At 54.3% G+C, this 13,000-nt stretch carries 9 protein-coding genes; 5 read left to right on the forward strand and 4 right to left on the reverse strand.

All coding sequences use genetic code 11. The features are described 5' to 3' along the window. Window positions 1-567: 567 nt before the first annotated feature. Window positions 568-1,311 (reverse strand): hypothetical protein, encoded by a 744-nt coding sequence (locus WHS46_04565; protein MEJ5347945.1) that lies wholly within the window; start codon window positions 1,309-1,311, stop codon window positions 568-570. A 1,041-nt stretch (window positions 1,312-2,352) separates the two neighbouring features. Here WHS46_04565 and WHS46_04570 point away from each other — a divergent pair. After that, window positions 2,353-3,477, forward strand: coding sequence for an SPFH domain-containing protein (locus WHS46_04570; protein MEJ5347946.1), 1,125 nt, complete (start codon window positions 2,353-2,355; stop codon window positions 3,475-3,477). Window positions 3,478-3,517: 40 nt separating this feature from the next. Beyond that, entirely contained in the window at window positions 3,518-4,708 is a 1,191-nt protein-coding gene (locus WHS46_04575) for a hypothetical protein (GenBank protein MEJ5347947.1), read from the forward strand. Between the two features lie 9 nt (window positions 4,709-4,717). On the opposite strand, the gene WHS46_04580 is transcribed toward WHS46_04575, so the two are convergent. The 3 genes from WHS46_04580 to WHS46_04590 all read right to left on the reverse strand — a co-directional run bounded on the left by WHS46_04580 (window position 4,718) and on the right by WHS46_04590 (window position 9,176). After that, window positions 4,718-6,370, reverse strand: a complete 1,653-nt coding sequence (locus WHS46_04580) for an acyl-CoA synthetase (GenBank protein ID MEJ5347948.1) — start codon at window positions 6,368-6,370, stop codon at window positions 4,718-4,720. A 291-nt stretch (window positions 6,371-6,661) separates the two neighbouring features. Beyond that, on the reverse strand, window positions 6,662-7,441 hold the full coding sequence (locus tag WHS46_04585) for an enoyl-CoA hydratase-related protein (protein ID MEJ5347949.1): 780 nt from the start codon (window positions 7,439-7,441) through the stop codon (window positions 6,662-6,664). Between the two features lie 70 nt (window positions 7,442-7,511). Further along, a complete protein-coding gene (locus WHS46_04590; protein MEJ5347950.1) occupies window positions 7,512-9,176 on the reverse strand; it encodes a long-chain fatty acid--CoA ligase in 1,665 nt (554 codons plus the stop codon). 627 nt (window positions 9,177-9,803) lie between these two features. Between WHS46_04590 and WHS46_04595 the strand changes: the two genes are divergently transcribed. Genes WHS46_04595 through WHS46_04605 form a run of 3 tightly spaced genes read left to right on the forward strand, consistent with a single transcriptional unit; the run spans window position 9,804 to window position 12,998 of the window. Further along, window positions 9,804-10,238, forward strand: a complete 435-nt coding sequence (locus tag WHS46_04595) for a MerR family DNA-binding transcriptional regulator (GenBank protein MEJ5347951.1) — start codon at window positions 9,804-9,806, stop codon at window positions 10,236-10,238. Then, window positions 10,235-11,737, forward strand: coding sequence for a long-chain-fatty-acid--CoA ligase (locus WHS46_04600; protein ID MEJ5347952.1), 1,503 nt, complete (start codon window positions 10,235-10,237; stop codon window positions 11,735-11,737). The genes WHS46_04595 and WHS46_04600 overlap by 4 nt, the downstream gene beginning before the upstream one ends. Before the next feature lie 16 nt (window positions 11,738-11,753). After that, window positions 11,754-12,998 (forward strand): acyl-CoA dehydrogenase family protein, encoded by a 1,245-nt coding sequence (locus tag WHS46_04605; GenBank protein ID MEJ5347953.1) that lies wholly within the window; start codon window positions 11,754-11,756, stop codon window positions 12,996-12,998. The last annotated feature ends 2 nt before the right edge of the window (window positions 12,999-13,000 follow it).

Raw genomic sequence — 13,000 nt, forward strand, 5'->3', positions numbered from 1 at the left:
ATTTTTCGCTGAGAACGGAGGTATTCCGCCCGCATACCCGGCGAGATCAAAGCCCGTGCCCGAAGGAAGGGACACAGTGTCAGGTTTGTAGGACCGAGGCGCCGCCTCGCCCCTCCCCTTGAGATGCCATGAAAGACCTTGGTCTAGGGGCTTTTCGGACAAAGTCCTTGGAACTGTTCCAAGAACTTAGAATGAGCCCGAGTTCCTTCTGAACCCAACTTTTCAGACCACCTGCAGCGCCGGGGCAATGGATGCGCCGGCCGGATCCATCCTCGCCCCGGTGCAACCCTGAGATGCGCTGATCTGCAACAGCACGGCGGTCAAGAACAACGTCGACCGGCTCCTGCAAGCACAAGTGATCTATCTGAAGCAGCGCCCGGTTATCCCAACCACCCCCCCGTAACCCGTAGGGCGGATGAAGCGAAGCGCAATCCGCCATCATCCCCAGTACCCCCGTAGGGCGGATGAAGCGAAGCGCAATCCGCCATCATCCCCAGTACCCCCGTAGGGCGGATGAAGCGAAGCGCAATCCGCCACCATACACAACGAAACGGAATCCGCTTCCGCTTACCCCAAAAAGCGCAACGTCCCCATGAGCGCCGCCATGAGCCCGAAACCCAAGCCAATGGTCCATTGAAGCTGGGAAAACCGCTTGTCCATGGCCTGAAAGCGAGCGCTGGTTTCACGTTGCAGCGCCTCAAAACGAGCGTTGGTTTCACGTTGTAGAGCTTCAAAACGAGCATTGGTTTCACGTTGCAGCGTTTCAAAACGAGCGCTGATTTCACGCTGCAGAGCTTCAAAGCGCTTATCAACAACCTCAAAGAGGGTCGCGATTTCCCGCTGAACTGCCTCAAAACGCTTATCCATAGCTTCAAAGCGCTTATCAACAGCCTCAAAGCGGGTGGCGATTTCCCGCTGAAGTGCCTCAAAGCGCTTATCCATGGCTTCAAAACGCTTCTCCATGGCTTCAAAACGCTTCTCCATGGCTTCAAATCGCTTATCAACAGCTTCAAACCGGGCGATCATTTCCCGCTGCAGCGACTCAAAGCGCTTTTCCATCGCTTCAAAACGCTTTTCTGAAGCGTGAAAATGAGCAATTTGAATTTCCCTGAAGGCTCGCAGCTCTTCCTCGACCCGAACCACCCTTTCCATCAGGGAAAGTTCCCGGGCGCGCTGTTCGTTTTCTTTCACAAACGCTGCGAGTTTTTCCGAGAAAAGTTCATCTACCTTTTCTCGAAAAAGCTGTTCCACACTCTGCGCGATCCAATCCTTCACTTCCCTTTCGCTCAGAGACGATCCGGGGAGGCTCATGGAACAGGCTCCTTCTTTTGGTGTGATTTTTCAAAACCTTACCACCTGTTTCTCTCGCTGACAAGATCGCCCGAACTCGTGCCACTGTGGATGCAAAAATCAGCCATTTCCCCTCCAACCCGCACCCGCAACCCGTAGGGCGGATGAAGGCGAAGCCGGAATCCGCCATTATCAAATACCGAGCGTTATCAGACAAAACCACTCCCCCCACCACCTGGCTCAACCGCCACCCGATCATCTTGTGCCTTGACACATGACGCAACGACTCCATTCTCAATTGGCGGATTCGGGTGGGGCATTTTGTGTGGGGCTTTCCGAGCGGTGCATTCTGGGCGGCGCATTTCGCTTCGTTTCATGCGCCCTACGCTTCATGCGCCCTATGCAGCAGGTGCCGTACGGGATGGGTGGCGCATTCCGGCTTCGCCTCCATGCGCCCTACGAGGTTCGGGGTTGGGTAGGATGGTGGCGAACACGGCTGTAGGCTGTAGGGCTGATGAAGGCGAAGCCGGAATCCGCCACCACCCGCCAGAAACACCCCCGTAGGGCGGATGAAGGCGAAGCCGGAATCCGCCATCATACACAACGAAGTGGAATCTGCTCGGTGATGTAAAAAGTTTTGTATAAAATTTTAAACGGCAATGGTTGAAAGGCGGAAATTTTACACAAAATGCTTGACACTACCGAGTTTTCGAACGTCTTGCCGGCGTCGTCAGCCCGAGTCTGTCACAAATTCCGGTTAAGAAGCTCCTATAAGTTTGAAAAAGGAAAGAATACCTGCAGATAACAGATCACTCCTGCAGACCTGCCATGGCCCGTCGCTGATTTTGGTCGTTAGACCTGAGTTTCCTCCGGCTTGAATAAATCCTCACCTTTTCATGGCCTTGCCCGGTCCATGGTTAGGGAGCGCCGGGGGGCTTGCTACATCCGTTCTCAGTTAAGTCTCCGGCCGGAACGGCAGAGTTGCCGTTTTTTCTTAAAGTCTCTTTCATATTTTGCCGTTGATTATCCCGTAAGGCTGGCTCACACATGAAAGGATGCTTCATGGGAACGAACAATGTGGTTTTTTTGGAAGCCATCGAGTGGTTTGATCCTTCAGGCAAAGACATGCTTCATCGCATCCCTGAGGAAGGATCGGGAGAAATCAAGTTCGGGGCCCAGTTGACCGTGCGCGAAAGTCAAGTGGCGGTCCTTTTTTACCAAGGGAAAGCCGTAGCGGCTTTCGGTCCCGGCCGTCACACACTCAAAACCGCCAACATTCCCATTTTAACCAAGCTTTTGAGTCTTCCTTGGGCTTTCACCAGCCCGCTTCGAGCGGAAGTCTATTTCGTCAACACCAAGACCTTTACCAACCTCAAATGGGGCACTCGAGATCCTGTAGCCTTTCGAGATGCCGCTTTGGGGCTGGTTCGTCTTCGAGCCCACGGTGTGGTCAATGTGCGTATTGTGCAGCCGGTTTTGTTCATCAACCGACTCGTAGGCACCCTAGGTCGATTCACCACGGAAGATGTGGAAGAATACCTGAGCCGCGTTATCGTGTCTCGACTGAACGACCTTATGGGTGAAGAACTCACAAGCCTTCTCGATCTACCCGGCCGCTACGACGCTTGGGCAGAAAAGCTCAAGGCACGCCTCGCAGAAGATGCCTCTCATTTCGGCATGGCCCTCACGCATCTCTACATCAATGCCATCACCCCTCCCGAAGAAGTCCAACGGGCCATCGACGATCGAAGCAAGCTGGGTGCCTTTGAGGACTTAAACAAACTTTTGAAACTTAAGGCCGCCTCGGCCATGGAAAAAGCTGCGGAAAACCCGGGAACAGGCGGCGAAGCGGCTGGAATCGGTTTGGCTTTCATGATTCCAGGCCTCATGGCCGAAGCCTTTCGAGAACACAAACCCTCAGACCGCCACAGCGCCCCGGGACCTCAATGCCCGGACTGCCACAGTTCTGTTCCTGAAAACGCTCAGTTTTGCCCTCACTGCGGACATCAGCTGGTGGTTTTCAATCAGTGCCCTTACTGCAGCAAGAACCTGTCTCCTACCGCCCGCTATTGCCCACGGTGCGGGAATGCGGTGTCCAAAGAGGTCTTGGAAAAGAAATGCCGACACTGCGGAGCGTCCAACCTTCCCCAAGCTGTTTTTTGCGATCAGTGCGGTGAAAGGCTTTAAAACCCACATACATCATCCCTGCCCTCAATGCGGCGGCTCTGTGACCCTGGAAGATACAGACAGAATCTTTCAGTGCCCTTTCTGTCGCGTTCGGCTCGCCTTTCAAGCGACACCGCATTTCACCTATGTGCTTCCGGCCAAAAACGTTAAGCCTCTTCACCCTCTGACTTATCTTCCCTATTGGCGGTTTCGAGGTTTCACGTTTGTCTTGGACACTCAGAAACTTCACCATCACATTCTCGATGTGAACACCGCTGCCGCGACAGTGTGCGGTATTCCTTCATCCCTTGGCCTTCGGCCTCAAGCCGTGCCCATGTCCTTCTATACGCCGATGATTCCCGGAACATTTCTTCAACCTCAGGTTTCCTGGAAAGGATTTCTCAAGTCCATGGGCCTCGGCCTCAAAAGCAGACTCAAAGAACCTGCGTCACAAATGACCTATCACGCCTTTATCGGCGAAAGTGTGAGTCTCATCTATGCTCCCTTTTTCAAGCAGCAAGGAAAGATGCACGACGCCGTGACCGGCCGGGCCTTAAAACCATGGCCGGAAGAACTTTCCCGTGCCGTGGAGGGCACGAACCCTGAGTCCCGGCTGCATTTTCTTCCTACTTTGTGCCCTCGATGCGGCGGCGACATGGAAGGAGAACGGGACGCTTTGGTCCTTCGCTGTCAAACCTGTTCGGAATTTTGGGAAATGACCGAATGTGAATGGCACTCGCTGGAAGTGGCTTGGATTCCCGGGGGCACTCAGGAAACCGTCTGGGCCCCTTTTTGGGTCCTTGATGTGGCTGCCCAAGGATTTCCTCTGGAAACCTTTGATGATTTCCTCACCTTGACCCGAGCTCCCATCATCCGTATGACCAAAAAGGCCGAGACCCCATTTCATTTCTGGATCCCGGCCTTCAAAATCGCTCCTCAATTTTTCCTTCGTGCGGCCCGAGCCGCCACGGTCCATCAGCCCGACACCGTGACCGAACAAGCGGTCCCTTTTAAGGCCCTCTACCCCGTAACCCTTCCTTCCGTGGAAGCCTTTCAAGCATGCCCGATTCTTTTAGGTGCCTTTAGCCCTTCCAAAGAAGAACTCCTTCCCAAAATCCGCCAAGGCCGATTGGCCTTTCGAGGAAAAAGGCTGGCCTATGTGCCCCTAAGGCGCCTCAGTTCCGAATGGCTCATGGAACCCTTTGGCATCGCCCTTCCCATGCACACACTGCGCTGGGGCCGCACCCTCTAAAGCAACACCTTAGGAAAACAGACTCTGGTAGTGGCGCCGAAGATCCCTTTTGAGAATCTTTCCTGTAGGTGTTTTGGGTAAAGCCTCCACCACAACCACGGCCTTGGGCACCTTAAAACCTGCCAGCTCCTTTTTGCATAGGGCGACAATCTCTTCTTCCGTAATAGTTTCCCCGGCCTTGGGCACCACGATGGCGGTCACCGCCTCAATCCATTTGGGGTGCGGCACACCGATAACGGCCACTTCCGAAACACGCGGATTCTTGTAAATGACTTCTTCCACTTCACGAGTGGAGACGTTTTCGCCGCCTGTTTTCACCATGTCCTTTTTGCGGTCCACCACGGTGATGTAACGGTCTTGATCGTAGACGCCCACATCTCCTGAGTGAAACCACCCGCCGGCCATGGCTTCTTCGGTCTTGTCCGGATCTTTGAAATACATGAGCATGACATGAGGACCGCGGCCGCAAATTTCGCCGGGAATTCCGGGACCGACAATCGGACGACAGAGATCGTCCAAGAGGGCTGTTTCCATGTTCAGACCGCCCATACCGGCTGATCCCGGTTTGGTCAGCTGGTCGGCGGGTTTGAGAATCGTGTGATACGGTGAAAGTTCTGTTTGGCCGTAGTAATTATAGAGCCTTTGGCATGACGGAAGCCGACGCTGAATTTCCTTTAACACCTCCACAGGCATGATGGACGCCCCATAATATCCCTTCTGAACCGAGGACAGATCCCTTTTGTCAAAGTCAGGATGACGCAACAGCCCGATCCATACGGTGGGAGGTGCGAAAAAGACCGTGGCGCGATGTTCTTCGATCTTCTGTAAAATGGTCGGTATATCGGCCGTGGGGAGCAACACATTGGTGGCCCCAAGCCAGAAAAAGGGGGTCAGAAACACATCGCGCTGCGCACAGTGAAAGATGGGCAGTGCATTGAGGTTCACGTCCTGAGGACTGTATTCCCCATCCACGATGCAACCCATGTATTGGGCCATAAGGGACTGGTTGGTGAGCACCACACCCTTGGGCAGGGATTCAGTCCCGCTTGTGTAGGTCATTTGCACAGGATCTTCAATGTGCAGCTCCACCTCGGGCTCTTCAGCCGACTGGGCTTCCGCCCAAGAGTCGAAATCCAGCCAGCCTTGCGGAGCGGCACGACCCGCTCCCTGGTTGGACCAGATCCGATGGGACACCGTTGGCATCTCCTCCAGAACTCCGTCCACAAGCTCAGCCAGTGCGTCTTCCACGATAAAAAACCTGGCTTCCGAATGGTTGATGCAATAGGCGATATCCTTGCCTCGAAGCAAATAGTTGATGGCCAAGTAAATGCCTCCAGCCTTGGCCGTGCCGAGCCATGTGAGCACATGATGAACGGTGTTGTGCGCCAAAATGGCGACGCGGTCAAAGCGCTTCAATCCCAGGGCCAAAAGCCCTTGAGCCACACGGTTTGTGGCCTCTTCCAGTTGCGCGTAGGTCAGGGTTTGGTCGCCGAAAATCAAAGCGGGCTTATCTGGATACCGATAAGCGCTGCGCCGCACGATGTCCGCGATTACCCAACGCGTGATTCTGTTGTAGCGCGATCGCAAAAAGGCGATGCTTTCCCGGTCGAACTGGTGAAAGTGTTTTTTGGCATCCTCGGTGAGCGGCCTTATGACTTTCATCGGCATTCTCCTCTTTCTTCACGAGCGGCCTTGGGGCGCGATCCAAGGACTTCACATGGCACTTGCCGCGCGGAACACGCCCCCTGAGTGCTTTAGGAGCTTGTCTGACAATGGATGTTTCGCTGCAAGCGCGGGCGTCCCGCCTGCACAAAGAGCGGGCCCGAGACCTGCACTCCCAGAAAAAGACCGAATCTCAGGCTCTTAGGGGCGGAGGGTGCTCGCCCCTCTTTTGAGACGGTCTTCGGTGCAACCGGCATCGTCGTTTTTCGTACGAATTTCCATGGAAAGTTTCTAGACGAAACGGGGTGGCCTCTTTTCCACAAAAGCCTGGAGCCCCTCTCGGCCGTCGGCGTGTCGGGCACAGGCCACCAGGAAGCGGCGCTCCCATTCCGCCTGCTCCTCAAAAGACCTCTGAAACGATCCGTTCAACAGTTCCTTGACACAGGCAAAAGAATGGAGGGATCTGCAGACAAGATCCTGCAGCATTTTGAGGCTTTCCTCTCGAGCCGTGCCGTCGGGCACAAGGCGAGTCACCAACCCCCATTCCAAAGCCTTTCCCGCCGGAATACGTTCGTCAAAAACGGCAATCTCCAGGGCTCGAGCCAATCCCACGAGGCGCGGTAGAGAAAAGGTTCCTCCACCGTCGATACACAGTCCATTGGATGTGTAAGCTTGCTGGAAAAAGGCCGACTCCTCAATGACGCGAAAGTCGCACGCCAAAGCCAACATGAACCCGGCACCGGCCGCCGCCCCATGCACAGCGGCCACCACAGGCTTGGGCATAGTTCGAATTTGGACCGCCAATCGATTCAATTGCCCGGCCAGAACGTGCAAAGAGGTACCGGGATCATTGTTAAATTCCAAAGCCCATTTTAAGTCGCCTCCGGCACAAAAAGCCCGCCCTCGCCCGGTCAACAAAACGCCGCGTACGGATGGTTCCACCGCAGCATCGGTCATGGCATCGGCCAATTCGGTCATGAGCCCCAAATTTAAGGCGTTCAATTGCTTGGGACGATTCATGACCACTTCCCGAATCGAACCGTGGTTTAGGACCTCCAGAAATTCAGGCATGAGGGCTCCTTCATCCTATGGACGCTTGAATTTTATGGTTGAAATTTACCGGCTAAAAACCGCTCGACTTTCACGCTCCGTAATGACCGGCATACTGTTCTCGAGCGACGCGTTTAGCAAATTTCCCCACACTTGTCTTGGGAATGGATTCCACAAATAGAACGTCGTCCGGAAGCTGCCATTTGGCGAAATGCGGCCGAATGAAATCCAAAATGGCTTCTTTGGTCACCGAACCCCTGGCCGCCTCCTTCACCACCACCAGGGCCAAAGGGCGTTCCTCCCATTTAGGATGGGGAATCCCGATGACCGCCGCCTCCAACACATCGGGATGAGCCATGATGGCGTTTTCCAGATCGATGGAAGAAATCCATTCTCCGCCGCTCTTGATGAGGTCCTTGAAACGGTCGGTGATTTTAAGGTACCCGTTGGGATCGATGGTGCCCGCGTCCCCGCTTCGCCAATAGCCGTCTTCCGTAAAAGATTCGGCGCTTCGGGGATCGTTGTAATAGGTCCGCGTGATCCAAGGGCCTCGAATGAGCACCTCTCCCACACTCTTGCCATCTCGCGGAAGAGTCTTGCCGTCCGGACCCAAGATCGCCACGTCCAGTCCCACCACGGGAAGCCCCTGCTTTTTTCGAAGCTCCCACCGCTCTTCTTCCGACAAATCCTTAAGCGAAGGCTTAAGATGGTTAATGGTGACGAGAGGAGCCGTTTCCGTAGCCCCGTAGGCGTGAATGACCTGAGCCCCACCCAACTCGAAGAAGCCTTTCATCAGGGCCAGGGGAGGTTCCGTGGCTCCACTGATCATACGTAACCCCGTAAGGTCCGGCTTGGCGGGCAGGTTTTTAATATGGTGCAGCATAGGCAGAAAAATGGCCGGAGCGCCGCAGGTGACGGTCACTTTTTGATCCACCAGCAAGTCGACCAAAGGTGATGGGTCTTCCATGGTATAGCGGCCCGGAAACACAAGTTTGGCTCCAAGCATGGGCCCGCAGAAGAACATTCCCCAGCCTTGAGCGTGGAACATGGGCACAAGTTGCATAATAACATCGTTTTGAGTCATGTGCAGCGCCTGGGCAATAGCCAAAGTGTGCAGGTACATGGCTCGATGGGAATTGTAGACACCTTTAGGCTTTCCCGTGGTTCCCGAGGTGTAACAGGCCGTGCAGGCGGAGGTTTCATCAATCCAGGGAAATTCAAAGTCTTCGTCGCTTTCGGCGATAAGGGTTTCATAGTCGTAAGCCGCGGGAAAGGCGCTTTCACCCACCCCTTTGCCCACATCGTCCAAAACGATCAGTCCTTGCACCGTCGGGCATTCGGCGGCCAGAGGTTCCATGAGGGGTCTCAAGGATGCGGCCACCACCACGAATCGCGCTTCGCTGTGGTTGATCACATAAGTGCGCTCGGCAGCCGAAATGCGGGGATTAAGTTCCAAAAGCACCGCCCCGATTCCGGAAACGGCAAAATAAAGTTCCATGAAACGATGGGTGTTCCAGTCCAAGGCTCCCACACGGTCCCCTGGAGCCACTCCGAGCTTGGTTAAGGCCTTGGCGAGACGTCGCACGCGCCGGTCCACCTCGCCGTAGGTGCTTCGGTGCAACGTTCCGTCCAGGTTCCTGGAGACGACTTCCGTTTCGGGATAATTTCTCGCAGCATGCTTTAAAAAGGTGATCAGGTTCAAGGGATAAGCGTCGTTGGATGTTGCAGGAAACCCTTTGATGATGTTCAAGGCCATGAGCGCACCTCCGACGTTTTCAAGGCGGGTTTTTCAGGGGGTTTTAACCGACACATTCTTTCACCGACTCTTGCGATCCTCACCTCCTTTGGGCCGTTTTCTTTCGGCAAACCACTGTACGTGTCTTTCGTCTCAATCTTTCTTTTCGCTAACTGAGCGCTCGTTCGGTTCCATGCCCCAAAAGTCTAAGGGCGTCAAGGAAAAAGAGAGCCATGATCTCCTCTTTGCTCAGTGCCCTTAAAGGTGGCTTTCTTTCCCGAAAAAAGGCCATCTTCTTTTCAAATAAGGGATGAGACGGGACGAAGGCCCTTTAGTAGCCTGTCCGAAAACTCTCAGTACCAGGGTCTTTCATGGCATTTCGTGGTAGGGGCGAGGCCGCGCCTCGGCCCTACAAAAACGAAACCGGCCCATTCACGGAGGGTGCGGGTTTTCTGCCCGCCGTTTGCGTGGGCGGCGCACCCGCGCTTCGAAGGAAAACTCCGCTCTTGAACACGCTCGCAGCACCTTGGTTCAGTAGAGTTTTTCCCGTTCTTCGAACTCTTTCGAAGACAATGGAAAATCCGTAAAAAGAAACTTGACCAAAGTCCATACTTCCAGTTAACGTAAAGTGTAAACGGAGGGAAATCTATGGCCAAGGACAACCAGAAATCAGAAAGGTTTTTCACCATTTCCGAATTGGCCGCTCAACTGGACATAAGCCCTAGAACCATCCGTTTTTACGAGGAAAAAGGCCTCATCACCCCTCGGCGCACTCCGGGCAATCAGCGCGTCTATACGCTCAAGGACCGTGCGCGCCTCAAACTTATTCTTCGAGGAAAACGTTTTGGATTTTCCCTGGATGAAATCGCCGAAATGATCGGCTTAGCCGATACGGACATGGACGAAGCGGCCCAGATTCGAAAGAGCCTCGATTACGGCCGCAAAAAACTGAATGAAATTCGGGACCGCATGAAAGACCTCATTATTCTCGAACAGGACCTCTTGGCCGTACAGAAGAAACTCGAAAAACGCCTAGAAGAACTGACAAGAGAGGACAAGGGCGGGGAGGAAACAAAACTATGAATCTAAGAGAAATGTTGGATCGGAACGCCAGAAAATTCGCCAACAAAGAAGCGATCCGTTCTCAGGGGCAAGCCATGAGCTTTTCCGAACTCAAGGAGAAAGCAGAAAGGGCGGCAGCCGTCTTTCAGGCATATGGGCTTCGTCCCGGAGACACAGCCGCCGTGATGAGTCAGAACACACCCCACTTTGTCGTCGTGTTTTTTGGCCTTCAAAAAGCTGGCGTTGCAGTGGTTCCCGTCAATCACAAGCTGGCACCTCCAGAGGTTCAATACATTCTGGAACACAGCAAGGCCCGTCTCTTCCTCTTTGACGGCGCTTTGGCGCACGTCGCGGAAGCCCTCTCCTTGCCCATCCCCGCCGTGTCCATGGACACTCCAGTCCCTCAAAGACCATTCCTCGAAGATTTACTGACCGATGCGCCGGCTTTGACACCTGTACCCGTGGAGGACGACGATACGGCTGAAATTCTCTATACAAGCGGGACGACCGGAAAACCCAAGGGCTGTGTCCTGACCCATCGCAGTGTGGTCATGGCCGCCATAACCGGCGCTTTGGCCTTGAAGATGGACGAGAAGGATCGCTTGCTCATGGCCATGCCCATCTGGCACTCTTCGCCGCTTAACAACTGGTTCCTAGGCGCTTTTTACGTTGGTGCGACCACAATCCTTCTTCGTGAATACCACCCTCTCCATTTCCTTCAAACCGTTCAAAATGATCGGTGCACCGTCTATTTCGGAGCGCCTGTTTCCTATCTTCTTCCCCTTCAGATGGTTCCTAATTTTGACGATTTTGATCTCTCCTCCATGCGAGCTTGGGTCTACGGTGGAGGGCCCATTGCGCCCGAGACCGTTCGAATTCTTCAAAAACGATACAAGAGCGACCGCTTCTATCAGGTCTACGGTATGACTGAAGCCGGACCTACAGGAACGATGCTTCCACCCGAAGCCCACGCCCATAAAGCGGGATCCATCGGGAATAAAGGCCTGCCCGGAACAGATCTTGTGGTCATGAAATCGGAAACAGAGGAGGCTCGTTTCGGGGAGACCGGCGAAATCTGGATCAAAGCCGACTCCATGATGAAGGGCTATTTCAACGATCCTGAAGCCACGATAAAAGCCTTTCATAACGGCTGGTATCGCACCGGCGATGTGGCTCGCATCGACGAAGATGGATACCTCTTTATCGTCGATCGCCTCAAGGACATGATCATCACCGGTGGAGAAAACGTTTACTCCAAAGAAGTAGAAGACGCCCTTGCGGAACATCCCCAGGTCGCACAGGCGGCGGTGATCGGCACGGCCCATCCCGACTGGGGGGAAACGGTTACCGCGGTGATCGTTCCAGCCCCAGGTTCGCAACCCAACGCTGAAGAGCTTACGGCGTTTCTTCAGAGTCGGCTTGCCAAGTACAAGATTCCGAGAATCTTTCATTTCGTGGAGGCCTTGCCCCACACGCCCACGGGTAAAGTGATGAAGTACAAGCTGCGGGAAATGTTCTAGAACCGAAGGAGAAATCATGTTTGAGTGTCTGCTGGATGAGAAGACGCTTCGATGGCGCGACGAAGTGCGGGATTTTGTCAAATCCGTGCCTCGCCAAATGATTCTGGACATGGATGCGGACAAGATCCGTTTTCCCAAAGAATTCCTTCAGGAAGCCGGGCGCAGAAACCTTTTAGGGTGCCGTTACCCCAAGCGATGGGGCGGCCGTGACATGGATTGGGTGAGCACCTGCGTGGCCATGGAGGAGGTCGGCGCGCTGGGCTATATTTTTGCGTGTACCTTCGGGGTTGGCGCCGAATTGGTTTGTGACGCCATTGTTCTTCACGGCACAGACACCCAAAAGGAACGCTATGTCGCGCCTCTGCTCAAAGGAGAAATCTTTGCCGCCGAATGCCTGACGGAACCTCGAGGCGGATCCGACTTTTTCGGTACCACCACCACCGCGGTGGACAAGGGAGATTATTTCATCCTCAACGGTCAAAAGCGTTTCATTGTCGGCGGCGAAGGTGCCGATTATTTTTTGGTATACGCTCGCACAGATCCCAAGGCCAAACCCCACGAAGGAATCACTTGTTTTATCGTGGATCGAGGTCCCGGCGTGGAAACCGCCTATCACTACGGGCTCATGGGCTGCCGCGGCGGCGGCACCAGCCGCTTGGTTTTTAAGGACGTGAAGGTTCCAAAGGAAAACATTTTGGGGCACCTCCATGGAGGTTTTGAAGTCTTCAAGACCATGATGATTCCCGAGCGTTTGGGCACAGCCGCCATGACCATTGGAGCGGCACGGCCGGCTCTTGAAGTGGCCACCGGGTATTCGACGCGTCGCAAAGCTTTCGGAAGACCTATTCATGAGTTCCAAGGGGTCAGTTTCCAGGTGGCCGAAGCCGTGATGCTTTTGGACGCATCCCGCGCCATGGTGCATGCCACGGCCCAAGCTGTGGACCGCAAAGCACCCTCGGCCACGTTGCGACGTCTTATTTCGGAAACGAAAAAGTTTGTGACCGAATCCTGCCAAAAGGTGGTCCATAACGCCATGCAGGTGATGGGTGGCATCGGGTACACCACGGTTTTTCCTGTGGAACGTATTTATCGGGATCTGCGGCTGGCGTCCATATGGACCGGAACCAACGAAATCATGGCCACCATTATCGCCCATGAATGGTACAAGGAATACTGGGCCATGAAAGAAGCACGCCTGACGCGTGATGTGGAACGAGACGCCCCCGGCGCCGACGACGTGGAAGAAAAGGTTTATGAGTAGCG

Origin of the sequence: Desulfosoma sp., from assembly GCA_037481875.1 — a bacterium.
Taxonomy (GTDB): Bacteria; Desulfobacterota; Syntrophobacteria; order Syntrophobacterales; family DSM-9756; genus Desulfosoma.